General features: G+C 68.8%; 20 protein-coding genes. 9 read left to right on the forward strand and 11 right to left on the reverse strand.

The genetic code is table 11. The annotated features are described in order from the left end of the window. Positions 1 to 19: 19 nt before the first annotated feature. Complete coding sequence (locus tag AB3K92_RS00240) at positions 20 to 2,152, reverse strand: FUSC family protein (protein WP_059677848.1); 2,133 nt, start codon at positions 2,150 to 2,152, stop codon at positions 20 to 22. Beyond that, positions 2,149 to 2,628, reverse strand: a complete 480-nt coding sequence (locus tag AB3K92_RS00245) for a MarR family winged helix-turn-helix transcriptional regulator (RefSeq protein ID WP_048028119.1) — start codon at positions 2,626 to 2,628, stop codon at positions 2,149 to 2,151. Before AB3K92_RS00245 ends, AB3K92_RS00240 begins: the two co-directional genes overlap by 4 nt. Before the next feature lie 326 nt (positions 2,629 to 2,954). On the opposite strand from AB3K92_RS00245, the gene AB3K92_RS00250 reads away from it, so the two are divergent. The 3 genes from AB3K92_RS00250 (at position 2,955) to AB3K92_RS00260 (ending at position 4,845) form a co-directional block, all read left to right on the forward strand. Continuing rightward, positions 2,955 to 3,815: a MaoC family dehydratase N-terminal domain-containing protein gene (locus tag AB3K92_RS00250; RefSeq protein WP_226203030.1), complete on the forward strand. Its 861-nt coding sequence runs from the start codon at positions 2,955 to 2,957 to the stop codon at positions 3,813 to 3,815. Between the two features lie 213 nt (positions 3,816 to 4,028). Continuing rightward, the gene (locus AB3K92_RS00255; RefSeq protein WP_021160733.1) at positions 4,029 to 4,316 is read left to right on the forward strand and encodes a DUF1330 domain-containing protein; all 288 of its coding nucleotides are present in this window, start codon (positions 4,029 to 4,031) and stop codon (positions 4,314 to 4,316) included. A gap of 58 nt (positions 4,317 to 4,374) precedes the next feature. Next, on the forward strand, positions 4,375 to 4,845 hold the full coding sequence (locus AB3K92_RS00260; RefSeq protein ID WP_131723255.1) for a hypothetical protein: 471 nt from the start codon (positions 4,375 to 4,377) through the stop codon (positions 4,843 to 4,845). Between the two features lie 33 nt (positions 4,846 to 4,878). Here AB3K92_RS00260 and AB3K92_RS00265 read toward each other — a convergent pair whose 3' ends face one another. From AB3K92_RS00265 to AB3K92_RS00280, 4 genes are all read right to left on the reverse strand, one after another. Further along, positions 4,879 to 6,579 carry a dihydroxyacetone kinase family protein gene (locus AB3K92_RS00265; RefSeq protein WP_369464302.1) on the reverse strand — a complete coding sequence of 567 codons (1,701 nt, stop codon included), beginning with the start codon at positions 6,577 to 6,579 and terminating at the stop codon, positions 4,879 to 4,881. A 248-nt stretch (positions 6,580 to 6,827) separates the two neighbouring features. Next, positions 6,828 to 7,970, reverse strand: coding sequence for a sigma-54-dependent Fis family transcriptional regulator (locus AB3K92_RS00270; RefSeq protein WP_059487828.1), 1,143 nt, complete (start codon positions 7,968 to 7,970; stop codon positions 6,828 to 6,830). Further along, positions 7,925 to 9,271 carry an acyl-CoA dehydrogenase family protein gene (locus AB3K92_RS00275; protein WP_369464303.1) on the reverse strand — a complete coding sequence of 449 codons (1,347 nt, stop codon included), beginning with the start codon at positions 9,269 to 9,271 and terminating at the stop codon, positions 7,925 to 7,927. Before AB3K92_RS00275 ends, AB3K92_RS00270 begins: the two co-directional genes overlap by 46 nt. 118 nt (positions 9,272 to 9,389) lie before the next feature. Next, entirely contained in the window at positions 9,390 to 9,578 is a 189-nt protein-coding gene (locus tag AB3K92_RS00280) for a hypothetical protein (RefSeq protein ID WP_155631925.1), read from the reverse strand. A 48-nt stretch (positions 9,579 to 9,626) separates the two neighbouring features. Between AB3K92_RS00280 and msuE the strand changes: the two genes are divergently transcribed. The 4 genes from msuE (at position 9,627) to AB3K92_RS00300 (ending at position 14,276) form a co-directional block, all read left to right on the forward strand. Next, a complete protein-coding gene (gene msuE, locus AB3K92_RS00285) occupies positions 9,627 to 10,187 on the forward strand; it encodes an FMN reductase (protein ID WP_060147665.1) in 561 nt (186 codons plus the stop codon). Positions 10,188 to 10,223: 36 nt separating this feature from the next. Next, the gene (sfnG, locus tag AB3K92_RS00290; protein ID WP_369464304.1) at positions 10,224 to 11,327 is read left to right on the forward strand and encodes a dimethylsulfone monooxygenase SfnG; all 1,104 of its coding nucleotides are present in this window, start codon (positions 10,224 to 10,226) and stop codon (positions 11,325 to 11,327) included. A gap of 174 nt (positions 11,328 to 11,501) precedes the next feature. Beyond that, positions 11,502 to 12,731 carry an SfnB family sulfur acquisition oxidoreductase gene (locus AB3K92_RS00295; protein ID WP_369464305.1) on the forward strand — a complete coding sequence of 410 codons (1,230 nt, stop codon included), beginning with the start codon at positions 11,502 to 11,504 and terminating at the stop codon, positions 12,729 to 12,731. A gap of 96 nt (positions 12,732 to 12,827) precedes the next feature. Continuing rightward, positions 12,828 to 14,276 (forward strand): APC family permease, encoded by a 1,449-nt coding sequence (locus tag AB3K92_RS00300; RefSeq protein ID WP_059491826.1) that lies wholly within the window; start codon positions 12,828 to 12,830, stop codon positions 14,274 to 14,276. Between the two features lie 105 nt (positions 14,277 to 14,381). Here the strand turns inward: AB3K92_RS00300 and AB3K92_RS00305 are convergent, their stop codons facing one another. Next, positions 14,382 to 15,029, reverse strand: coding sequence for a LysE family translocator (locus AB3K92_RS00305; protein WP_021160723.1), 648 nt, complete (start codon positions 15,027 to 15,029; stop codon positions 14,382 to 14,384). A 110-nt stretch (positions 15,030 to 15,139) separates the two neighbouring features. Between AB3K92_RS00305 and AB3K92_RS00310 the strand changes: the two genes are divergently transcribed. Further along, complete coding sequence (locus AB3K92_RS00310; protein ID WP_369464306.1) at positions 15,140 to 15,991, forward strand: LysR substrate-binding domain-containing protein; 852 nt, start codon at positions 15,140 to 15,142, stop codon at positions 15,989 to 15,991. A gap of 28 nt (positions 15,992 to 16,019) precedes the next feature. Here AB3K92_RS00310 and AB3K92_RS00315 read toward each other — a convergent pair whose 3' ends face one another. Further along, positions 16,020 to 16,910 (reverse strand): LysR substrate-binding domain-containing protein, encoded by an 891-nt coding sequence (locus tag AB3K92_RS00315; RefSeq protein ID WP_369464308.1) that lies wholly within the window; start codon positions 16,908 to 16,910, stop codon positions 16,020 to 16,022. Between the two features lie 153 nt (positions 16,911 to 17,063). Between AB3K92_RS00315 and AB3K92_RS00320 the strand changes: the two genes are divergently transcribed. Continuing rightward, positions 17,064 to 20,123 carry an FAD-binding and (Fe-S)-binding domain-containing protein gene (locus AB3K92_RS00320; RefSeq protein WP_369464310.1) on the forward strand — a complete coding sequence of 1,020 codons (3,060 nt, stop codon included), beginning with the start codon at positions 17,064 to 17,066 and terminating at the stop codon, positions 20,121 to 20,123. Positions 20,124 to 20,220: 97 nt separating this feature from the next. Here the strand turns inward: AB3K92_RS00320 and AB3K92_RS00325 are convergent, their stop codons facing one another. From AB3K92_RS00325 to AB3K92_RS00335, 3 genes are all read right to left on the reverse strand, one after another. Further along, the gene (locus AB3K92_RS00325; RefSeq protein WP_021160718.1) at positions 20,221 to 20,523 is read right to left on the reverse strand and encodes a hypothetical protein; all 303 of its coding nucleotides are present in this window, start codon (positions 20,521 to 20,523) and stop codon (positions 20,221 to 20,223) included. Positions 20,524 to 20,610: 87 nt separating this feature from the next. Continuing rightward, positions 20,611 to 21,765 carry a branched-chain amino acid ABC transporter substrate-binding protein gene (locus tag AB3K92_RS00330; RefSeq protein ID WP_021160717.1) on the reverse strand — a complete coding sequence of 385 codons (1,155 nt, stop codon included), beginning with the start codon at positions 21,763 to 21,765 and terminating at the stop codon, positions 20,611 to 20,613. A 637-nt stretch (positions 21,766 to 22,402) separates the two neighbouring features. Then, positions 22,403 to 23,302: a DMT family transporter gene (locus AB3K92_RS00335; RefSeq protein WP_021160716.1), complete on the reverse strand. Its 900-nt coding sequence runs from the start codon at positions 23,300 to 23,302 to the stop codon at positions 22,403 to 22,405. Positions 23,303 to 23,304 lie beyond the last annotated feature (2 nt).

Genomic DNA, 23,304 nt, shown 5'->3' on the forward strand with positions numbered 1-23,304 from the left:
GACGGATGGGAAAGCGGGATCATGCGCGTGCTCCGTCGGGTGCCTGCGGAGGCTGCCCCGCCGCGGCCGGATACAGCGACAGGCGCAGGCCGACGAGCGCGTGCAGTGTGTCGCGCAGCCGGCGATGCGTGGCGGGCGTGGCCGGCGCAGCGGGCGCTGCGCCGTGTTCCGCCGGCGTGGCGCCCGGCAGGTTGCGGCCCGCGACGCGCTGCAGCGCGTCGTCGATCGTCGCGAGCAGCGCGGGCGGTGCCGGCTGGCGCGCGTTCGCGGCCGCGCAGCGTGCGTAGTGGTCGGTGACGCCGGCCAGCACGCGGTCGATCGCGTCGGGCACGTCGCCCGACAGCCGGCGGCGCGAGCGGCGCAGGTCGAGCGCATTCAGTGCGATGCGCAGGTCGCGGAAGCTTTCGATCGACGGATGACGGTGGTCGTCGGACGCGCCGAGGCGCGGCAGCAGCTGCGTGACGCGGTCGAGCATCCGTGACGCGTGATTGCGCTGGTCGTCGAGCGGCTGCGTCGACGCGGAGCGCACGACGTCTTCCCAGCCCGAGCGCAGCAGGCGCCGCACTGCGAGCTCGGCGCCGAACGGCCGCGTCGCACGCGTCCACACATACGCGAACAGCAGCCCGGCGACGCCCGCGAGGTTGCTGTTCAGGAACACGAAGAAATCGGCGTCGTACGCACCCTGGATGCTGATGAAGGTGGCCGTGTTCACGGCGACGAGCATCGTCACCATGTTGAACTGCGGGCGCGGCAGCAGCGTGCCGATCAGGATGAACGGGCCCGCGAACATCACGACGAGCATCGCGAAATCGTGCACGTGCGGCAGCACGACGAACAGGTACAGGCCCGCGAACACGACGCTCGCGGTCGTCGCGAGGAAGAACTTGAACACCAGCGGCGCCGGCTCGTCGAGCGCGGCGAAGAAGCTGCACGACACGGCCACGAGCGTGACGGCCGCGGCGCCGTCGTGCCACCCGGACGCGATCCACAGCCAGCTCGCGAACACGATCGCGGCGGCGACGGTCAGCGTCGAGAACAGCATCATCCCGCGATCGAAGAAGCGCTCGGTGCCGCCGAGCCGCCAGTGCCGGTAGCGCGGCTGCCAGACGCCCGATTCGTTGCCGATCAGCGCGCGCAGCGAGCGGCAGTCCTGCCAGATGTCGATGACCTGGCGCAGCCGCCACAGCGCGTTCGACAGCAGCGCACCGTCCCAGCTCGCGAGCGCGTCGTCGGCCGGCTGCAGCGCGGCAATGCGTTCGCGCAGGCGTTCCGCGACCGGGTCGTCGGCCATGTCGCCGTCGTTGCCGGCCTTGACGGCCGGCAACGGTGCGTCGAACCATTTCGCGGCATCGGCAAGCAGGTCGTCCAGCCCGGCCGGCCGGATATGCAGGTCGCGCATCAGCGCAATCAACGGATCGGCGAGCGACGACATCAGCGGCAGGAACAGCTGCATCCGGCCCGCGAGCGCCTGCGCACGCGCGAGGATGCGCGGATGCGCATGGTCGTAGCTCAGCTGGCTCAGCAGGAATTCGAGGCCCGTGATGGTTGCCGCGAGCCGTTGCCGGCACGCGGACAGCGCCTTGCCGGCAATGTGCCCGGACAGCGTCTCGCGGCCGTAGAACGCCGCGTCCTTGAACCATGCATCGGTACGCTCGATCAGCGTCGGCGCGAGCCGGTTCGGGAAGATGGCGCTGCCGACCACGCTCGCGCAGACGATGCCGAGCACGATCTCCTCGGTACGCGCGATCGCGACGTCGAACACGGTGGACGGATCGGTCACGGTCGGCAACGCGACCAGCGGCATCGTATAGCCGGCGAGCATGAACACGTAGCTGCGCGCGGTGCGGTCGGAGATCGCGAGGTAGAGCAGCGTGCCGCACCAGGTGGCGACGATGATCGCGAACAGCAGCGGCGTCTCGACGAACGGCGGCACGAAGAAGATCGCGGCAGCCGCGCCGAGCGCGGTGCCGAGCGCGCGATACAGCGCCTTCGAGCGTGTCGCGCCGACGAACGGGTTCGACACGATGTAGACGCTCGCCATCGCCCAGTACGGGCGCGGCAACTGGAAATACAGGCCGAGGTAGAGGGCCAGCATCGACGCGGCGAACGTCTTGCCCGAGAACAGCCAGTCGCGAAGGCTCGGATAGGTCATGACGTGGCGTTGCCGGTGCGGGATGCGCGCGCGGCGGGCGTGGGCGATTCGGATGCATTGAATGCGTCGAGCACGCGCAGCGTCGCTTCGAGATCGGCGCGCGTGACCCCCTTGAGCACCTGCGCACGCAGCACGCGCAGGTCTTCCTCCATCTTCGCGGTAACCGCGCGGCCGGCGGCCGTCAGCGAGATCGTCTTCGCGCGGCGATCGTGCGGATCCTCGTCGCGGCGCGCAAGGCCGGCCGCGCACAGCTGGTCGAGCAGGCGCACGAGCGACGGCCCTTCGATGCCGACGTGTTCGGCGAGCGTGCCTTGCCGCACGCCTTCGCCGAGGCGCCCGGCGATCAGCAGCGGGGTCGCGCAGGCCTCGGACACGTTGTACGCGTTCAGTACGCCGTCGCTGGTGCGGCGCCACTTGCGCGCGGACAGCACGAGCAGGCTGCTGACGGCGAGACGGAGGTCGTGCAGATTGGTCATGGGCGAGATGATAGGGGCAAAATAATTCGATAGCAAACTATCGTTTTTGTCACCCGTGTGACACGTCGCGGCCGGCCCGTCTGAAGCAATTTAGGCGGCGTGCCGGCGGTGGTCAAGCCGCAAGGATGTCGGCCCGGCCCGCGCGCGGCGACCGCGATCGAATGATCAGACGAAATCCGTCCGGCGCGGCCACGGGGAGGGGAGGCGGGACAGGCGGGTTCGAAGCCGGGAATCGGGAAGCGGGAAGCGATTCGGGAAATCCGGCTTCGCGAAACGGTGCGCGGCGTGCATATTGAAGCCGTTGCAAGCCTCCCGGAGATTCGCACGTGTCCACCCCATCCTCGCAGCCGTCCGCCCCGGCGTCGCTCGACGCGTGGCTCGGCAAGACCGAAACGCTCGGCGACGACATCACCGCGTTCCCGCTGAACGCGCTGGCCGCCACGCTCGACCGCCCGTCGCCCGGCGACGTCGTGCCGCCGATGTGGCACTGGCTCTATTTCCTGCCTGTCGCGCCGCTGGCCGAAGTCGGCCCCGACGGCCACCCGAAGCGCGGCGCTTTCCTGCCGCCCGTGCCGCTGCCGCGCCGCATGTGGGCCGGCGGCCGCCTGACGTTCCATGCGCCGCTGCGCACCGGACGGCGCGCGATACGCGAATCGACGATCGTGAACCTCGAGGACAAGACGGGCCGCAGCGGCCGGCTCGTCTTCGTGACGGTGCAGCACCGGATCGAGTGTGACGGCGTGCTGTGCATCGAGGAGGAGCACGACATCGTCTATCGCGATGCGCCGCAGCCGGGCGCACCCGCGCCAAAGCCGATCGCGGCGCCGGCAGGCGACGCGTGGTCGCGCACGGTCACGGCCGACGCGGTGCTGCTGTTCCGCTATTCGGCGCTGACCTTCAACGGCCACCGCATCCACTACGACCGCAGCTACGTGACGCAGGAGGAAGGTTATCCGGGGCTCGTCGTGCACGGCCCGCTGATCGCGACGCTGCTCGTCGATCTCGTGCGGCGCGAACGGCCCGATGCCGTGCTCGCGAGCTTTGCGTTCCGCGCGGTGCGCCCGACGTTTGACGGGGAGCCGTTCACGCTGTGCGGCAAGCCGTCGGACGACGGCAAGACGATCGAGCTGTGGGCGAAGGATCGCGACGGCTGGCTGACGATGCAGGCCACCGCGACCGTTGCGTGACGGGCGCCGTTCCGTTCGTCCGCGACGCGGCAGGAGCCGAACGCGGACGACCGGTGGTGCCCGCCGCAGCTGCTCGGGCGGGCATGCGGGCAGGCCCCGGCGCTTGTCGCGAAACCGCTGTAAGCTGCGAGCAGGCCGCGTGCCGTCCTGCCGGACGGTGCGGCGCGCGGCCGGCCCTTCCACCTTCCACGCATCGCATCAGGAGCACGTATCTTGGCCACCTACATTGTGTTTACACGTGAAAGCACGCAGGACCAGCACGAACTCGACGTCTACCAGAGCAAGGTCGGCGCGACGCTCGCCGGGCATCCGGTCAAGGTGCTCGCCGCTTACGGCCCGCAGGAAACACTGGAGGGCGAAGGCCCGGAAGGTGTCGTGATCGTCGAGTTTCCGTCGAAGGAAGCCGCGCACGCGTGGTATCACGGCCCCGAATACCAGGACGTCGTCCAGCATCGTTTCAAGGGCGCGCGCTATCGCGCCGTGCTGGTCGAGGGCGTCTGAACGACCCGCATCGGGCGCTTCCGGCGGCGCGCTGCGACGCCGGAAGCCCGGCACGCCCATGAACACATCGAACCCCGCCACTGCGACCGTCCGACCGCCGATGGGCCGCGCCACGACCGTGCTGCTTGCGATCAGCGTCGTGCTCTATCTGGTCGCCATGTTCACCGCGCCGTTCCGCACGGGCGCACCCGACCCGCATCCATGGGCCGACGGCTGGCAGGTGTTGCTGACCGGCTGGATGGGTCTTTTCTTCGGCATCTTCGCGTGGCTCGCGAACCCGCTCGTGTTCGCGGCCTGGTGGCTGATCGCGAAGCGCCGGCGCACGCAGGCGCTCGCGCTGGCCGGGCTCGCGCTGCTGTTCGGGTTGAGCTTCCTGACGCAGCATCGGATCGTCGTCAACGAAGCCGGCGGGGTCGAGCCGGTTCATCTCGATGCAATCGGCTACTGGTGCTGGCTCGCGGGTTTCGGCGCGGCCGCAATCGGCGCCGCGCTGTTGCCGGGGCGAACCGGGACGCGCGCGGCAGGTTGATGCGGGCCGCCCGCATCAACCTGCCGCCACCGCTTATCGCACGTGCGGCTGCAACGCGCGCAACCAGTACGACACCGCCACCGCACCGCCATCCGGCGAGCCGATCGCGCGCTCGCCGAGATAACTCGCACGCCCCGCGCGCGGCGTCATCTGCGCGGTTTCCTGGGCACCGTGCTCGGCGGCTTCGACCGCCGCCGCCCATGCGCCCGCGGGATCGCGATCGTTGTCGAGCGCCCGTTCGAATGCCGCGACGGCCGGCACCAGCGCATCGAGCATCGTCCGGTCGCCGGCGTGCGCGCCGCCCAGTTCGCTGATCGAATCCACCGCGCCGTGGAACGCCGCGGCCCAGTCGCGTGCCGACGGCTCGGCGACATCGGCCAGCCGGCGCGATGCGCGCAGCAGCGCGGTCGCATAAAACGGCCCCGAGCTGCCGGCGATGGCGCGGCGCAACGCGGCGCCGAGCGCTGCGAGTACGCCGGCCGGCGAGCCGTATGCGGTTTCCGGCAGCGCGAGGATCGCCTGTGCGGCACGCAGCATGCTCGCACCGAGATCGCCGTCGCCGGCGGCCGCATCGAGGTCCGTCAGCGTCTGCTCATGATCGATCAGCGTCTGCGCGACCGCGTGCAGTGCCGGTTGCAGGCGCGCGGCCCACGCGCGGCCGGTCGCATCGAGCGGCGGCAGCGGCGCTTCTTGCGCAGCGGCCGCGGCCACGCGGATCTGCGTATTCACCGCGCCGCCGCCCGGCCATGTGCGCGCCTGCGTCGGCGCGTCGAGCAGCACCGCGCGTTCGTCGTTCAGCCGCAGCACGGAAATCGAGCAGCCGGGCATGTTCAATGCCGACAGGAACGTGCCGGCCCACGCGCGTGAGACGACGATGCCGCGCCGCGTCAGGTTGTCGTGCGCGGCGCGCAGCACGATGGCGAGTTCCATGTCCGGCGTCGCGCCGAGGCCGTTGACGAACAGCGCGACGCGTTCGCCGCGGTCGAGCACGAGATCGGCGACGATGCTCGACAGCAGCGTGTCGGCCAGCGCATCGGCCGGCAGCGGCGCGCGGCGTTCGACACCTTTCTCGCCGTGGATGCCGAGGCCGAGTTCGATCTCGTGATCGCCAAGGCTGAAGCCCGACTTGTCGGCGCCGGGGATCGTGCAGCCGTCGAGCGCGACGCCCATCGTGCCCAGCTCGGCCGCCGCGTCGCGCGCGATGGCCGCGACGCGTGCGAGCGGCAGCCCGCGCGCGGCAGCCGCGCCGGCGAGCTTGTGGATCAGCACGGTGCCGGCGATCCCGCGCCGCTGGCCGCGCTCGACGCGGCCGCGCAGCGAGACGTCGTCGGCGACGATCACCGTCTCGACCGGAATGCCTTCCGCACGCGCGAGCTCGGCGGCGAGCCCGAAATTGAGCCGGTCGCCCGTGTAGTTCTTCACGATCAGCAGTGCGCCGTTCGGGCCCGCGCTGGCGCGGATCGCGGCGAGCACCGCGTCGGTGGACGGCGACGTGAACACTTCGCCGCAGACGGCCGCGCTCAGCATCCCTTCGCCGACATAACCGCCGTGCGCGGGCTCGTGGCCGCTGCCGCCGCCGGAGAGGACGGCGACGGGGCGCTGCGCCGGCTCGGGCAGCGGCTGGCGGACGAGCACGTGCTCGTCGCCGAGGATCGCGACATGCGGCGACTGTCGCGCGATGCCTTCCAGCATTTCTCGGACGACATCGGACGGGCGGTTGACAAGCTTTTTCATGGCGACGGGTTCCGGACGGGTGAACGAGGCACGGCCGGGCCCGCACGGGCGCCGGACGGCCTTTCGTGTTGCGGAGGATCGTGCGTGCGCCCTGTCGCCGGGCCCGGGCGGTCATGCAACGGACGACCGGATGCGGGAGGGGAACGAGGCGCGCGCCTCGCGCCACGATACATCAGGTTCGGACCCTGCCGCACGGATCGCGGCGCGAAACGCGCCGGAGCGGGGTGGCGGCGTGCTCCCATGCGCGGCTACTTCATTGCCGCGATCTCCTTCGCGCGAATCAGCCTGGCGCGCAGCACGTTGCGGCTGATGCCGAGCAGCCGTGCGGCCTGGATCTGGTTGCGGTGGCTGAAATCGAACGCGACACGCATCACGGTGTCCTCGATGCGCTCGAACAGGTTGCCGTGATCCTCGTCGAACAGCGCACGCAGCGCGCGTTCGAGTGCAGCCTGCGCGCCGGTTGCCGGGTCGGGTTCCTGCGCCTGTGCATGCTCGGCGGCGGCCGTCACGTCGGGCGCCGCGAGATGCAGGTCGGCCTCCTGCAGTGCGTCGTGGCGGCTCACGAGCAGCGCGTGATGGATCACGTTCTCGAGTTCGCGGATATTGCCGGGCCAGCCGTATGCCTGCAGCCGGCGCTCGGCGCGCGGGTCGATGCTGCGCGGCCCGTAGCCGAGGCGGCTCCGGTAGTCGTCGAAGAAGTGGCGGGCGAGCGGCAGGATGTCGCCGGGGCGTTCGCGCAACGTCGGCACTGCGAGCTGCACGACGTTGAGCCGGTAGAACAGGTCGCCGCGAAACTGCCCGTGCGCGACGGCCTGCTGCAGATCGACGTTGGTCGCGGCAACCACGCGCACGTCGATCGGCACGCCCGTGCGCGAGCCGAGCCGCACGACCTCGCGCTCCTGCAGCACGCGCAGCAGCTTGACCTGCATCGACAGCGGCAGGTCGCCGATCTCGTCGAGAAACAGCGTGCCGCCGTTCGCGGCTTCGAACCAGCCGGGCTTCGCGCTGAACGCGCCCGTAAACGCGCCCTTCTCGTGGCCGAACAGTTCGCTCTCGACGAGCGTCTCGGAGAAAGCGCCGCAGTTCACCGCGACGAACGGCCCGTTGCTGCGGCGACTGAGGCCGTGCACGTGCCGCGCGATCAGTTCCTTGCCGGTGCCGGTCTCGCCGACGATCAGCACGTTCGCGTCGCTCGGCGCGACCAGGCGAATCCGTTCGAGTAGCGCGACCGAGCGCGGATCGACGAACACCTGCGCGCGGGCGCGAATGGACGTCGCCAGCGCGGGCCGGTCGGGCAGCGTGAGGACGGGCGCGGCGTCGGGCCACGCATCGGAAGGGGAGCGGTTCACGAGTAGAAGCCCGGCGTCGGCCAGGTTCGCTTGAGCGCCCATTCGCCGATCTCGCGAATCTTGTACGCGAGCGGATCGTGGAGCGTATGGGTGCGCAGGTTGCGCCAGTGCCGGTCGAGCCGCAGCGCGCCATGCGTCGCGCGCGCGCCGGCGACGTCGAACATGCGCGTGCAGAGATCGAGCCCGGTGCGGGTGGCCGACACCTTTGCAGCGGCCGTGGCGAGCGCGACCTCGCCGCGCTCCGCATGCGTGAGCGCCGCATCGCGCGCCCACGCGGCGTCGAGGCGATCCGCCGCGCGGTCGGCGAGCACGCGCGCGGCTTCGAGCCCGACCCAGAATTCGCCGTACTGGCCGAGGATGTACGGATCGTCGCCGGTGCTCGCGACCTGCGCGCCGGGCCACGGCCGCGCTTCGTGCAGCGTGTAGTGCCGCGCGTCGCCGAACGCGGCTTCGGCGATGCCGAGATACACGTTCGTCAGCACGAGCTGCGCGACGAGCGGGCGCAGGCACGCGAACGGCGTCGACAGCGGGCCCGGGTCCGTCAGCAGTTCGTGTTCCTCGACGCGCACTTTCTCGAACGTGACCGTGCCGCTGTCGGTCTGTCGCTGGCCGATGTTGTTCCAGTCGTCGGCGATCGAGATGCCGCTGCGCTGCGTCGGCACGGCCGCGATCAGGAACGCGCGCGTCTGCGCGTCGTGCGCGGACGCGATCAGCATCTGCGAATCGAGTGCCCCCGAACAAAAGCTCTTCTGGCCGCTGAATTCGTGCCATGCGCCGCGCGAACGGCTGACCGTGCGTTCGTCGAGCGGATTCAGCGCATTGCCCCAGAACCACTGCTGGCGCGCGGTTCGCTCGAACCACGATTCCCACTGCGCGGGCGTGCCGAACAGCCGCACGGTCGCGAGCATCAGGTGATGGAAGCCGAACACGTGCGCGAGCGAACTGTCGGCGGCCGCGAGCACGCGGACCGCGTCGAAGGTCGTGCGCCAGCTTGCGCCGAGGCCGCCGTAGGCGGTGGGGATGCTCAACGCGAGGAGGCCGCTGTCGCGCAACTGGTCGCGCTCGGCCTTCGGCGTGCCGCCCTGCTGGTCGCGTTCGGCCGCAGTTCGTGCAAAGCCGGCCGCCAGGCGCCCGGCGGTTTGCAGCGCGTCGGGAGGAGCCGGTTCGTCGCGGGACGGCGCGACGACGCGCAGGCTTTCCGCGCGGGGCGATACGGAAATGGATGTCATGGCGATGAATGCGTCGGGTCGCTGCACGAAAACGGCCAGGCTGCATCGGGCGTTGCCGACCGGGTGCTGCGTGATCAGCAGAGTGTTCAACGTTTTGCGCAACGCGGGAAACATCGATTTCTGATAACCAATGCCGGATTGCTGCGCTGGACGCCGCGCGCCTGCCGGAATCCGTGCGGAAGCGGAAAAATGCGCTCGCCGCACACCGCGCTGCTGATTACGCAGCAGTGCATCAGCAGCGCTGTTTCCCCCAGTTCATCGTGCTGCGGAATATGGTTGTGATGCCGTGGCTGGCACGCTTATCAACGTGTGCCGGTCGGCGGGAGTGCCACGACAGGCCGTCGATCGCGATGCATTTCGTCATGCAGACGATCGCTTTTTCATCGCCTTCGTCGAAATGGCACGCTCCTTGCTGACCCATGTCGTGGCGGGTGCATCGGCACCCGATTCGACAATGGGAATGCAACCGATGAGCAATGCAATCAACGTGGTCGCGATATCGGGCGGCCTGCAACGGCCGTCGCGCACGCTGGCGCTGACCGACGCGATCGTCGCGGCACTCGGCGCCGCGCTGCCGATCGACACGCGGCTGATCGAACTCGGCGAGATCGGCAGCCGACTGGCCGGCGCGCTGACGCGCGCGCAGGTGCCGGCCGACCTCGACGCGCAGATCCGTGCGATCGAGACGGCCGATGCACTCGTCGTCGCGAGCCCCGTGTATCGCGCGTCGTACACGGGCCTCTTCAAGCACCTGTTCGACCTTGTGCATCACGAGGCGCTGGTCGACGTACCCGTGCTGCTCGCGGCCACCGGCGGCAGCGAGCGTCATGCGCTCGTGATCGACCATCAGCTCCGGCCGCTGTTCAGCTTCTTCCAGGCACGCACGCTGCCGATCGGCGTGTATGCGTCCGAAAGCGATTTCGACCAGTACCAGATCGCGAGCCCGGCGCTGCGTGCGCGCATCGCACTCGCCGTCGATCGCGCGGTGCCGCAGCTGCGCCAGCATGCGCTTTCCGTCGCGGCCGCCTAGGCCGCCTGTGTTTTTCCTCCCGACCAGGACACACTCATGAGCCATACCGACCCTTCCGCCGACGGCGTCAAGTTCGCCTACTGGGTGCCGAACGTCAGCGGCGGCCTCGTCGTCAGCACGATCGAGCAACGCACCGACTGGAGCCTCGAATACAACCAGCAGCTCGCACGCACGGCCGAGGCGGCCGGCTTCGAGTACGCGCTGAGCCAGATCCGCTTCACCGCCGGCTACGGCGCCGAATACCAGCACGAGTCGGTGTCGTTCAGCCAGGCGCTGCTGCACGCGACGACGAAGCTCAAGGTGCTCGCCGCGATCCTGCCGGGGCCGTGGCATCCGGCCGTGGTCGCGAAGCAGCTCGCGACGATCGACCACATCTCGAACGGACGCATCGCGATCAACGTCGTGAGCGGCTGGTTCAAGGGCGAATTCACCGCGATCGGCGAGCCGTGGCTCGAGCACGACGAACGCTACCGGCGCTCGAAGGAATTCATCCAGGCGCTGAAAGGCATCTGGACGCAGGACAACTTCACGTTCAAGGGTGATTTCTACCGCTTCAACGACTACACGCTGAGCCCGAAGCCGGTGCAGAAGCCGCATCCGGAGATCTTCCAGGGCGGCAGCTCGCGCGCGGCGCGCGACAACGCGGCGAGCGTGTCGGACTGGTATTTCACGAACGGCAATACGCCGGATAACCTGAAGGCTCAGATCGACGACATCCGCGCGAAGGCGGCGGCGAACAACCATCGCGTGCGCATCGGCGTCAACGCGTTCGTGATCGCGCGCGATACGGAGGAAGAGGCGCAGGCCGTGCTCGACGACATCATCCGGCACGCGCACGTCGAGGCCGTGCACGCGTTCGGCGATGCGGTGAAGCAGGCCGGCAAGGCGTCGCCGGAGGGGGAGGGCAACTGGGCGAAATCGACGTTCGAGGATCTCGTGCAGTACAACGACGGCTTCCGCACGAACCTGATCGGTACGCCGCAGCAGATCGCCGAACGGATCGTCGCGCTGAAGGCGATCGGCGTCGATCTCGTGCTCGCGGGGTTCCTGCATTTCATCGAGGAGGTCGAGTACTTCGGCCAGCGCGTGCTGCCGCTCGTGCGCGAACTCGAGGCGCGACGGCAGGCGGTTGCCGCGTGACGCGGGGGCCGGTGCGCGGCGGGCACGAACGCGTGCCGCGCGCCGGCCGATCGAAGGGGCGACACCGGCGGCTCTCGCGGGTCGACCCGGTTTGACGTTTCGGATATCGAAACAGGAGGTCGGCGGATGCTTCCCGGCGCCGCCGGCCGGTTCATGAGCTTTGCCGGAATCGACATGTCTACGGAAATCATCGAAGAAAACGTGCAACCGCAAGCGGGCGCCACGCCCGTTCCCGTCATCGGTTCGGATGCCGAGGCGCTCGACGTCGCGCGTCAGGTCGCGGCACGGCTGGCCGAGCACGCCGCGTTGCGCGACCGCGAGCGGAAGCTGCCGTTCGACGAGATCGAACTGTTCTCGTCGAGCGGGCTGTGGGGCATCACCGTGCCGCGCGAATACGGCGGCGCGGAGGTATCGAACGTGACGCTCGCGGAAGTGATCGCGATCGTTTCAGAGGCGGACCCGTCGCTCGGCCAGATCCCGCAGAACCACTATTGCCTGATCGAGGACATCCGCCTCGAGGGCAGCGATGCGCAGAAGCGCTTCTTCTTCGATCTCGTCCTGAAGGGCACGCGCTACGGGAACGCGTTTTCCGAAGCCGGCGGCAAGAACGTGCTCGATATCCGGACGCGCGTGCATCGCGACGGCGACGCGTTCGTGCTGAACGGCCGCAAGTTCTATTCGACCGGCACGCTGTTCGCGCACTGGATTCCGGTACTCGCGCTCGACGAGTCGGACCAGGCCGTGCTCGCCTTCGTGCGGCAGGGGGCGCCGGGGCTGACCGTCGTGGATGACTGGAGCGGCTTCGGGCAGCGCACGACCGCGAGCGGCACCGTGATCGTCGAGAACGTGCGCGTGAGCCCGTTCGAAATCTTCCACACGCAGCGTTCGTACGATCGCCCGACCTTCGCCGGCCCGTTCGCGCAGATCACGACCGCCGCGATCGACCTCGGGATCGCGCGCGCCGCGCTGCAGGACACGATCGCGTTCGTGCAGCAGCATGCGCGCCCGTGGATCGACAGCGGCGTCGAGCGCGCGAGCGAGGACCCGCTGTCGGTCGCGCAGATCGGCGACATCGCGTACCGCGTGCACGCGGCCGAAGCGCTGCTCGCGCGCTCGGGCCGCTTCGTCGATGCGGCGAAGCGCGAGCCGGGCGAGGAAACCGTCGCGCAGGCGGCGATCGCGGTGGGCGAGGCGAAGATCGCGACGACCGAGGTGGCGCTGCTTGCCGCGAGCAAGCTGTTCGAGCTCGGCGGCAGCAAGTCGACGCTGGCGAAATACAACTTCGACCGCCACTGGCGCAACGCGCGCGTGCATACGCTGCACGACCCGGTGCGCTGGAAGTATCACGCGATCGGCAACTACTACCTCAACGGTGTGAAGCCTGCGCGCCATTCCTGGAACTGACCGGCTCGCGCCGGCCGCCGTCACCCCCTCACCCTCACCACTACCGCCGCGGACAGCACGCACGCGGCGCCGCTTCATTCCTGACGAGGTCAATCGATGAGTCATCCAGCAAGCCCCGCGCAGGCACTGCCCGCGCAGCATGCCGTACCGCCGGCGGGCGGCCTGCGGCGCAACTATCTGAGCCTGCCGGAACTGATTGCGCAGTCGATCGGCCTCGTCGGCGTGTCCGGCGGGATCGGCGTGCTGATCCCCGCCGTCTTCGCGACGGCCGGCAACGGCACGTGGCTCGCGTACCTGTTCGCGATCGTCGCGCTGCTGTTTGCGTCGTGGAGCATCTCGGTGTTCGCGCGCGATTCGGCGTCGCCGGGGGCGCTGTATGCATACGTGTCGGCCGGCATCGGGCCGGTCTGGGGCGCGATCTGCGGCTGGTCGCTGCTGATTGCCTATGCGGTGGCCGCCGCGGGCATCCTGCAGGGGACGATCAACACGTTTCTCGTGCTGGGCCGCGAGACCGGGCTGCTCGGCGGCGCGACACCGCTCGGCGCCGTGCTCGGGCTCACGGTCGTCACCGCGTTCGCCGCGTGGTACATCGCGTTTCGCGACATCCGGCTGTCCACGCGGTTCACGCTGTTCGTCGAACTCGCGACGCTGTTGCTGATCGCCGTCGTCGTGATCGGGACGATCGCGTTCGGCGGGCATCCGGTCGATCGCGCGCAACTGACGCTCGAAGGCGTGAAGCCGACCCAGCTGCAGCTCGGGATGGTGCTCGCGTTCTTCAGCTTCACGGGGTTCGAGAGTGCAACCGTGCTCGGCGCGGAAGCGCGCGACCCGTTCCGCGCGATTCCGCGCGCGGTGCTGATCAGTGTCGTCGGGCCGGCGATCCTGTTCGTGATCGGCGCGTACGGGATGGTGAGCGCGTTCCACGGACAGACGCCGCCGCTCGACCGGGTCGACGGCCCGCTCGCGGTGCTCGCGCATCGGCTCGGCGCCGGCTGGGTCGGCGTGCTGATCGACGCAGGCGTGGCGTTGAGCTTCTTCGCGGCGTTCTTTTCGTCGATCAATGCGGCGGCGCGGATCGTCTATACGTTCGGGCGGCAGGGCGTGCTGCATGCGTCGACGGGCCAAGCACACGAGCGCAATGCGACGCCGCACGTCGCGGTGGCGCTGATCGCGGTGCTGGCGCTGGTCACCGCGCTGGTATTCACCGCGCGCGGCACCGCGCTACTCGACTCGTATGGCTATCTCAGCTCGATTGCCACGTATGGCTGGCTGCTTGCATACGTGCTGGTGGCGATCGGCGCGCCGCTCTATCTGCGCCGCCAGCGCCGGCTTCGCGCGCGGCATGTGGCGATCAGCGTCGTTGCGGTCGTGCTGCTCGCGATTCCGCTGGCCGGCAGCGTGTATCCGGTGCCGGAGGGCGTGTATGCGTGGCTGCCTTATGTGTTCGTCGCGCTGCTGGCGATCGGGCTCGGGTGGTTCCTGGTGCTGCGCGTCCGCTTTCCGGAGAGGCTGCGCGAGCTGGAGGCCGAGTTGCTGACGAAGTGACGGGGCGCCGTTGGCCGGTTCGGCGTCTTCGGCGCATGCCTGGCGCGACGACCGGCCGGCAACGCGCCGGGCTCGCCGATTCCTTTTCATGAGCACGCGCGGACGTCACGCCACACCCGCCATCCTCGACGCATCGACCACCATCTGCACGCCGAGCCCGCCGAGGATGAGCCCCATCGCCCAGCGCTGGGCGAGCAGCAGCGTCGGGCGCCCGTGCAGGAACTTCGCGATGCTGCTGGAACAGATCGCCACCGTCCCGTTCGCGCAGGCGAATGCGGCGATCAGCAGCGAACCGAGAAACAGCGACTGGCCGAGCACGCTGCCGTTCCGGTAGTCGATGAACTGCGGCAGCAACGAAATGAACAGCATCGCGAGCTTCGGGTTCAACACGCTGGTCGTCGCGCCCATCGCGAGCAGCCGCAGCGGCCGCTCGCTGGGCAACGCCCGCACCTCGAACGGCGAACGGCCGCCGGGCCTGACGGCCTGCCATGCGAGATACAACAGGTACGCTGCACCGACCACGGCCAGCCCGCTGCCCGCATAGGGCACGCTCATGAACAGCGTGGTGATGCCGAACGCCGCGCCGAACATGTAGAACAGGTACCCGATCATCACGCCACCGAGTGAAATGAGCCCCGCCGTGCGGCCCTGCGCGATCGAGCGCGACATCACGTAGACCATGTTCGGCCCGGGCGTGACCGCGAGCATGCCGCCGATGACGAGAAACCCGTAGAGCGATCCGGACGTATGCATGTCTGACGATTCCTGCAACGAGTGAGTGCTGACGGGAGTCATTGTCCGATCGTGGAGGCGAACAGTAAAACGGGATAAACTGAATCGATTGATCAGTTTTTCTGAATACGATGAAAAAGCTCGACCTCGATGTGCTCGCGATGGTGGTGGCCGTCGCCGAATCCGGATCGTTCGCTCAGGGCGCGCAGGCCGTGCACCGGTCGCCGTCGGCGGTGAGCATGCAGATCAAGGCGCTCGAAGACGCGCTCGGCAAGCCGCTCTTCATCCGCGACACGCGCAACGTGACGCCGACCGGCGAAGGCACGATGCTTGCCGAATACGGCCGCCGGATGCTGGCGATGCGCGACGAGGCCTGGGCGTCGGTCGTGCGCCCGGAGATTCGCGGCCGCGTGACGATCGGCGTGCCCGATGACTACATTTCGTCGCTGCTGCCGCAGGTGCTCGGCAAGTTCGCCGCGATGCATCCGCGCGTGGAAGTGCGCGTGATCGGCCAGCCGAGCAGCGCGCTCGTGCCGATGCTCAAGGACAACACGGTCGACCTCGCGTGCCTCACGCGGATCAAGGGCGTGACCGGCGAGCTGATCCGGCTCGAACCGCTCGTGTGGGTCGGGTCGCCGAAACGCAACGTATGGGAGGAGCGGCCGCTGCCGGTGGCCTTTTTCACGCACGGCGGCAGCATGGCGCGCGATCACGCGGTCAAGGCGCTGAACCGGCGGAAGATCCCGTACCGGATGTCGTACGAGAGCCCGAGCCACCTCGGCCTCCTCAGCATGGTGGAGGCCGGGCTCGCGGTCGCGCCGCTGGCGCGCTGCTGCATTCCCGATCATCTCGTGCAGCTGTCGGAAAGCCAAGGGCTGCCGCCGCTGGGCGAACTCGAGGTCGTGCTCGCGCGCAGCGCGCAGTCCGCGCGCCCGCCGTGCGACTACCTGGCCGAGCAGATTCTCGGCGAATGGCGTACCTGAACGCAGGCAGCCCGCCGGCGGCCGTGTTTCAGCACGACTTCAGCAGCCATTCGCGGAACGCGACGAGCGACGGCAGCGTCTCGTTCCCCGGCGGATAGACGAGGTAGTAGCTGCGCTGGCTGGTGATCGCGTCGCCGATCGACACGAGTTCGTTGCGGCCCAGCTCGTCTTCCACCAGAACCTTCGGCACCAGCCCGATCCCCATCCCGGCCCGCACGGCCTGGATCAGGTGCGACGTCAGCTCGAAGCTCGGGCCGATGCGCATCTGCCGATGGTCGAGCCGATAGTGCGAAAACCACTCGGCCCACGCCTGCTGGTTGCTCGTCACGCCGAGCAGCGTCTGTTTCGCGGCCCACGCCGGCGAACGCGCGTCGGCCTTGCGGCGGCTGCCGGGGTCCGGCGGCGCGATCGCGATCAGGAACTCGTTGTACAACCGGTGCGCGTGCTGGCCCGGCCAGTCGCCCGCGCCGACGGTGATGGCCGCATCGAGGTCGTCGTTGAGGAAATCGATGGCGCCGATCCGCGAATGGAGGTGCACGGTCACGCCCGGATGCGCGGTGTAGAAGTCGTGCAGGTGCGGCAACAGCCATTTCGAGCCGAACGTCGGCAAGGTGGCGAGCCGCAGCGTGCCGGCGCCCGCCTGGTGGGACATCGCCTGCAGCGTCGCGCCGCGGATGCGCCCCAGTGCGCCGCTCAGCTCGGCGAAGTAGCGGCGCCCGACCTCGGTCAGCTTCACGGAGCGGCCCTCGCGCCGGAACAGCGGCACGCCGAGTTGATCCTCGAGCGTCTGGACTTGCCGGCTGATCGCGCTCTGGCTCAGCGACAGCTCCTCGGCCGCGCGCGTGTAGCTTTCATGCCGCGCGGCGGCCTCGAACACGAGCAGCAGCGACATGGACGGGGTGAGGCGACGGTAATTCATGAGTTTTATGCAATATTTGCCGGGTGAGAATTCGTTTGTTTCTCGCGGAAATTCCAAAGATACTGGAATTCCCGGTCGCGCGGAAACTTGCCAAAAAATCATGTTTTGCAGCGCGCGAACCGGCCGGCTCCACCCACACTGCGCTTTTGCCCCATGTCGATCGCCTCGTTGCCCCGTCCCGCCAGCCCGCCCGCGAATGCGTACCGTGACTTTCTCGCCGCGCTGCGGGCTGCCGGATTCGCCGGCGAGATCCGCGCGGACCATGCGAACCGGACGGTGCAGGCCACCGACAACTCGATCTACCAGCGCCTGCCGCAAGCGGTGATCTGCCCCGCGCATGCCGACGACGTCCAGCTGCTGGCACGGCTGCTCGCCGAGCCCGCGCATCGCGACGTCGCGGTGGCCGCGCGCGGCGGCGGCACGGGCACCAACGGGCAGTCGCTGACCGACGGCGTGGTCGTCGACCTGTCGCGGAACATGAACCGGATCCTCGAAATCGACGTCGAGCGCCGCTGGGTGCGCGTGCAGGCGGGCGTCGTCAAGGATCAGCTCAATGCGGCGCTGAAGCCGCACGGGCTGTTTTTCGCGCCGGAACTGTCGACGTCGAACCGCGCGACCGTCGGCGGGATGATCAACACCGACGCGAGCGGGCAGGGCAGCTGCACGTACGGCAAGACGCGCGATCACGTGCTCGAACTGGATTTCGTGCTGATGGGCGGCGAGCGGCTGCACAGCGACGCACTCGATGCCGAAGAACTGGAGCGCCGCTGCGCGCGGCAGGACCGCATCGGCAAGGTGTACCGCACCGCGCGACGCATCAGCGACGACAAGGCTGCGCTGATCGAAGCGAAGTTTCCGAAGCTCAACCGCTGCCTGACCGGCTACGACCTCGCGCACCTGCGCGAACCCGACGGCCGCTTCAACCTGAACAGCGTGCTGTGCGGTGCCGAGGGTTCGCTCGGCTTCGTCGTCGAGGCGAAACTCAACGTGCTGCCGATCCCGAAGGTTTCGGTGCTGGTCAACGTGCGCTACGCGGGTTTCATGGATGCGCTGCGTGACGCGCGCGCACTGCTCGCGCACGCGCCGCTGTCGATCGAGACGGTCGACTCGAAGGTGCTGATGCTCGCGATGAAGGACTTCGTGTGGAGCAGTGTGGCCGAGTATTTCCCGCAGGACGACGCACGTCCGACGCTCGGCATCAACCTGATCGAATTCAGCGGCGACGACGCGGACGACGTCGACGCACGCGTGCGCGCATTCGTCGACCATCTGCGCACCGATGCCAGCGTGGAGCGCCTGGGCCACACGCTCGCGGCCGGCGACGACGCGGTGAAGCGCGTGTATGCGATGCGCAAGCGCGCGGTCGGCCTGCTCGGCAACGTGCAGGGCGAGGCCCGCCCGCAGCCGTTCGTCGAGGACACCGCGGTGCCGCCCGAGAACCTCGCCGCATACATCGCCGAATTCCGCGCGCTGCTCGACGGCCACGGGCTGCAGTACGGGATGTTCGGCCACGTCGACGCGGGCGTGCTGCACGTGCGCCCCGCGCTCGACATGAAGGACCCGAAGCAGGCGGCGCTGGTGCGGCCCGTGTCGGATGCGGTGGCCGAGCTCACGCAGCGCCACGGCGGCCTGCTGTGGGGCGAGCACGGCAAGGGCGTGCGCTCCGAATATGCGCCGGCGTTCTTCGGCGAGCTGTATCCGTCGCTGCAGCAGCTGAAGGCCGCGTTCGATCCGCACAACCAGTTCAACCCGGGCAAGATCGCGACGCCGCCGGATCACACGATGCGGCTGCTGAAGATCGACGAAGTGCCGACGCGCGGCGACCACGACCGGCAGATCGACGAGCGCGTGTGGCAGAGCTACGGCACGGCGATGCACTGCAACGGCAACGGCGCGTGCTACAACTTCGATCCGGACGACGCGATGTGCCCGTCGTGGAAGGCGACGCGCGAACGCGTGCAGTCGCCGAAGGGGCGTGCGTCGCTGATGCGCGAATGGCTGCGCCTGCAAGGGCAGGCCGGCGTCGACGTCGTCGCGGCCGCGCGCGCACGGCAGCCGTTCCTGCGCGGCCTGGCCGCGCGCTGGCGCAACAGCCGCGCGGCGCGCAACGGCGAGGCCGATTTCTCGCACGAGGTGTACGACGCAATGGCCGGCTGCCTCGCGTGCAAATCGTGCGCCGGGCAGTGCCCGGTCAAGGTCAACGTGCCCGAATTCCGCTCGCGGTTTCTCGAGCTGTATCACCAGCGCTACCTGCGGCCTGTACGCGACTACCTGATCGGCTCGCTCGAATTCACGATGCCGTGGATGGCGCGCGTGCCCGCGCTGTACAACGGGCTGATGCGCGCCGGCTGGGTGCGCACGCTGCTCGAGCGGCACGTCGGCATGGTCGACAGCCCGCTCCTGAGCCGCTTCGATCTCGCCGCCGTGATCCGCGAATGGCGCGTGAAGCCGGCCGACCCGCAGGCGCTCGCCGCGCTGAGCGACGCGCAGCGCGCACGCAGCGTCGTCATCGTGCAGGACACGTTCACGCGCTATTTCGATACCGAGCAGCTGGCGGCGCTGATCGAGCTGGCGGCGCGCACGGGTTTTCAGGTGTGGCTCGCGCCGCTCGCGCCGAACGGCAAGGCGCTGCACGTGCAAGGCTTTTTGCGCGCGTTCGAGAAGGCGGCGATCCGCAATGCCGGGCAGCTGGCGGCGCTGGCGCGCTCGGGGGTCGCGCTGGTCGGCCTCGATCCGGCGATGACGCTCACGTATCGGCAGGAATACCTGAAGGTGACGGGGCTCGCCGATGTGCCGAAGGTGGCGCTGCCGCAGGAATGGCTGCTGCAGGCGCTGCCGGAAGCGGATGCGGGCGGCGTGCCGCGCGTCGCCGGTTCGTACCGGTTGCTGCCGCACTGCACCGAGAAGACCAATGCGCCCGACAGCGGCAAGCAATGGACACAGGTGTTCGCACGGCGCGGGTTGCGCTTGCACGTGCAGGCAACCGGGTGCTGCGGGATGTCGGGCACCTATGGGCACGAAGCGCGCAATCTCGAGACGTCGAAGACGATCTACGCGCAGTCGTGGGCGGCGCACGTCGATGCGGCGGGTGGGGAAGGCGAGGCGCTGGCGACCGGCTATTCATGCCGCAGCCAGGTGAAGCGGATGTCTTCGAAGCAGGTGCGCCATCCGTTGCAGGCGCTGCTCGATCACGTGCGGGCGGCGGAAGGATGATCGGGCGTCGCGTGGCGCGGTGCCCGTGAAACGACTTCCGTTCCGGCGTCGAGCGTCCAGCGGCAAGCGTTGAGCCGCTGTCGACGCATGCCTGCGCTCAGGCGTCGGTCTTCGCCGTTTTTCTGGAACGCGGCTTGTCCGCCGCAGGAAATACGCCGCCGCCGCGCGGCCGTTTCGGTTCGATCCGCATCTGCCGGATCACGCGCCGGAAATCGATCTCGTGCGCGGCCAGCGTGCCGATCAGTTTCGCGATGACCGCGAGGTGGGACGGGACGGTGCCCTTGCTCGAATAGTTCGTGATCGAACTTTCGTTCATCCGGATCAGGCGGGCGAACTCGCGCGCCGTCAACTGTGCCTTCCTCAACTCCTGTTGGAATTCCGCATACGCCATTGCGCACATGATGCTTCGTCTCCGTGAATCAGAAATCGGCCCGCGCGGCGCCGGCGCCGACGAGTGGCGTTCCCGTCGTGCCGGCGCCGCGGCGGGTTACATCTTCACCTGGTCGAGGAAGGTCTTCTTGCCGCTCTTGTAGCCGTAGATCGAGATGATCCCGTGCGTCAGGTCGCCCTTCGCATCGAAGGTCGTCGTGCCGATCACGCCGTCGTACTTCGTCGCCGGCATCGCCGCGAGGATCTTCGCCGGGTCGGTCGAGTTCGCGCGCTTCATCGCGTCCACAGCGATGTAGACCGCGTCATATGCGAACGGCGCATCGAACTTGATGCCCTGGTTGAAGCGCTTCTGGTACTTCGCGAGGAAGTCCGCGCCGCCCGGCATCTTCTCGAGCGCGGCGCCCGCCTGCGAGCACAGCACGTTGTCGGCTGCCGGGCCGGCCAGTTCGGCCAGCGAGTCGGTGCACACGCCGTCGCCGGACAGGATCTTCGCGCGCAGGCCGAGCTGCTTCGCCTGCTTCGCGAGCGGGCCGCCGGTGGCGTCCATGCCGCCGTACATGATCGCGTCCGGGTTCTCACCCTTGACCTTCGTCAGGATCGCGCGGAAGTCGACGGCCTTGTCGTTGGTCGCGTCGTGCGACAGCACCTTCAGGCCGAGCGCCTTCGCCTTCTTCTCGAACTCGTTCGCGAGGCCCTGGCCGTACGCGGTCGAATCGTCGATCACCGCGACGCTCTTCACGCCCTTCGCCTGCGCGTAGCTCGCGAGCGCCGGGCCTTGCTGCGCGTCGGTCGCGACCACGCGGTACGTCGTCTTGAAGCCTTGCTGCGTGTAGGTCGGGTTCGTGGCCGACGGCGAGATCTGCACGATGCCCGCGTCGCTGTAGATCTTCGACGCCGGAATCGACGTGCCCGAGTTCAGGTGGCCGATCACGGCGACGACCTTGTCGTCGACGAGCTTCTGCGCAACCTGCGTGGCTTGCCGCGGGTCGGCCGCGTCATCCTGCGCATCGAGTTGCAGCGTGATCTTCTTGCCGCCGATCGTCAGGCCCTTTGCGTTGATTTCCTCGACCGCGAGGCGCGCACCGTTCTCGTTGTCCTTGCCGAGGTGCGAGATGCCGCCCGTCGTCGGTTCGACGCTGCCGATCTTGACGACCTGGTCGGCCATCGCGCCCGACGCGGCCGCGAATGCGGCGGCAGCCAGTGCGACGGTGATCAGGGGTTTGCAGCGCATGCCGACAGTGCTTCGTTCCATCTGCCATCTCCGATTTGAATGATCGTTCTATTGGACGTCTCGACCGTCCGACGGCGAGGCCGGGGCGATCGGACGAGTCTCCATACCCATCATGGGCTTCACTTGCATCGCGTCCTGCCCGTCGGCGTGATGCCCGGATGAGCGGGCCGGGGCCTGACGGCGTGCAATTCGTATGAATATATATGAAGCCGATTTTGCGCGCTGCAGCGAATCGCGCCACGGGGCGGGCGCGGCAAGGCCTGCGCCCGAAATCCGGAGGCGCCGGACGCCGGAAATCGTGCGCCGCGGCACGCGATGGATTGCGATTCGCTGTCGACGGCCTTACGGCCGCATCCATTATTCGGCCGACGGCCGGGGCGAAGCCATGGACACTGATGCGCGGTCAATCCGGAACTGTTCGGTCGATTTGTCTGCACAGTTTGGACGGTTGTAAATGCGCATCCGGTTGAGCTACCGGGTTTCATCGGGATCGACGCCCCTATTGATGCAACTAACGGTCAAGCCCCGGCGGCGCTGGCGAACTGGCGCGAGTCGACAGTCCGCGCCATCCGATCGGCTTTGCAGATGCCGGGGTTCATCCGACCGGTTTGCTTGACGAGCGTCGGGCTGACTGTACCGGCCCGATGCGGCGTTGCGCCTAAGCGCGTCCGCGCAACGCCACGAAGATCACGCCGGCGATCGCCAGCAGGCCGCCGCACACCGTCTCGATCCCGGGCCGCTCGCCCGTCAGGACCATCGACAGGGCCGTCGCGACCGCCGGCGTCAGATAGAGGAAGTTGGCGGCGCGCGCCGCGCCGAAGTAGCCGAGTGCGAAGGTCCAGGTCGCGTAGCCCAGCGCGGCCGGGAAGATGCCGAGCATCAGGACGGCCAGCGTCGTATCGCGCGACCCGCTGCCCAGTGCCCCGAGCGCGCCGGGCAGCCACGGCGCGAGCAGCAGCGCGCCGGCCAGCAGCGTGTAAGCGGTGCAGGCCAGCGCGCCGTATACCGGAATCAGCCGCCGCTGCAGCACGAAGTAGCTGGCCGAACACAGGGCCGCGCCGAGAATCAGCGTGCTGCCCGCGCCGAGGACGAGGCCGCCCGGTTGCCCGCGCGCGATCACTGCGATGCCGGCGAGGCTGACGAGCGAGCCGAGCCAGCCCCAGCGATTGAAGCGCTCGCCGAGAAACACGGCGGCCAGCAGGGCCGTGAAGATCGGCAGGGTGTTCACGATGAAGCTCGCCGCGCCGGCCGACACGGTCTGCTCGCCGGTATTGAGCAGCGCGTTGTACAGCGCGATGCCGAGAAAGCCGCACAGCAGGAAGCGCAGCGCATCGCTCCGGGTCGGCACGCGCGGCCGCCGCGCCACCAGCCACGCGACGATCAGCACGGCCGCGGTGGCGAAGCGTGCCGCCGCGAGCTGAAGCGGGGTCAGGCCATGCAGGCCGATCCGGATGAACGGGAAAGCGGACGCCCACGAAACGATCGTGAAGGCGACCGCGCCGGCCGCGACCAGCGGCTGCCGCGCAGTGCGCGACGACGGTGTGGAGAGTGTGTTCATGC

Origin of the sequence: Burkholderia sp. Bmkn7 (genome assembly GCF_041103175.1) — a bacterium.
Taxonomy (GTDB): Bacteria; Pseudomonadota; Gammaproteobacteria; order Burkholderiales; family Burkholderiaceae; genus Burkholderia; species Burkholderia cepacia.

What these genes read in the sequence shown, in the direction of transcription:
- AB3K92_RS00240 (WP_059677848.1), bottom strand. Translation starts at nt 2,152, where the DNA reads ATGACCTATCCGAGCCTTCGCGACTGGCTGTTCTCGGGCAAGACGTTC.
- AB3K92_RS00245 (WP_048028119.1), bottom strand. Translation starts at nt 2,628, where the DNA reads ATGACCAATCTGCACGACCTCCGTCTCGCCGTCAGCAGCCTGCTCGTG.
- AB3K92_RS00260 (WP_131723255.1), top strand. Translation starts at nt 4,375, where the DNA reads ATGAACACATCGAACCCCGCCACTGCGACCGTCCGACCGCCGATGGGC.
- AB3K92_RS00265 (WP_369464302.1), bottom strand. Translation starts at nt 6,579, where the DNA reads ATGAAAAAGCTTGTCAACCGCCCGTCCGATGTCGTCCGAGAAATGCTG.
- AB3K92_RS00270 (WP_059487828.1), bottom strand. Translation starts at nt 7,970, where the DNA reads ATGGGCGCTCAAGCGAACCTGGCCGACGCCGGGCTTCTACTCGTGAAC.
- AB3K92_RS00275 (WP_369464303.1), bottom strand. Translation starts at nt 9,271, where the DNA reads ATGTTTCCCGCGTTGCGCAAAACGTTGAACACTCTGCTGATCACGCAG.
- AB3K92_RS00280 (WP_155631925.1), bottom strand. Translation starts at nt 9,578, where the DNA reads ATGGGTCAGCAAGGAGCGTGCCATTTCGACGAAGGCGATGAAAAAGCG.
- msuE (WP_060147665.1), top strand. Translation starts at nt 9,627, where the DNA reads ATGAGCAATGCAATCAACGTGGTCGCGATATCGGGCGGCCTGCAACGG.
- sfnG (WP_369464304.1), top strand. Translation starts at nt 10,224, where the DNA reads ATGAGCCATACCGACCCTTCCGCCGACGGCGTCAAGTTCGCCTACTGG.
- AB3K92_RS00295 (WP_369464305.1), top strand. Translation starts at nt 11,502, where the DNA reads ATGTCTACGGAAATCATCGAAGAAAACGTGCAACCGCAAGCGGGCGCC.
- AB3K92_RS00300 (WP_059491826.1), top strand. Translation starts at nt 12,828, where the DNA reads ATGAGTCATCCAGCAAGCCCCGCGCAGGCACTGCCCGCGCAGCATGCC.
- AB3K92_RS00305 (WP_021160723.1), bottom strand. Translation starts at nt 15,029, where the DNA reads ATGCATACGTCCGGATCGCTCTACGGGTTTCTCGTCATCGGCGGCATG.
- AB3K92_RS00310 (WP_369464306.1), top strand. Translation starts at nt 15,140, where the DNA reads ATGAAAAAGCTCGACCTCGATGTGCTCGCGATGGTGGTGGCCGTCGCC.
- AB3K92_RS00315 (WP_369464308.1), bottom strand. Translation starts at nt 16,910, where the DNA reads ATGAATTACCGTCGCCTCACCCCGTCCATGTCGCTGCTGCTCGTGTTC.
- AB3K92_RS00320 (WP_369464310.1), top strand. Translation starts at nt 17,064, where the DNA reads ATGTCGATCGCCTCGTTGCCCCGTCCCGCCAGCCCGCCCGCGAATGCG.
- AB3K92_RS00325 (WP_021160718.1), bottom strand. Translation starts at nt 20,523, where the DNA reads ATGTGCGCAATGGCGTATGCGGAATTCCAACAGGAGTTGAGGAAGGCA.
- AB3K92_RS00330 (WP_021160717.1), bottom strand. Translation starts at nt 21,765, where the DNA reads ATGGAACGAAGCACTGTCGGCATGCGCTGCAAACCCCTGATCACCGTC.
- AB3K92_RS00335 (WP_021160716.1), bottom strand. Translation starts at nt 23,302, where the DNA reads ATGAACACACTCTCCACACCGTCGTCGCGCACTGCGCGGCAGCCGCTG.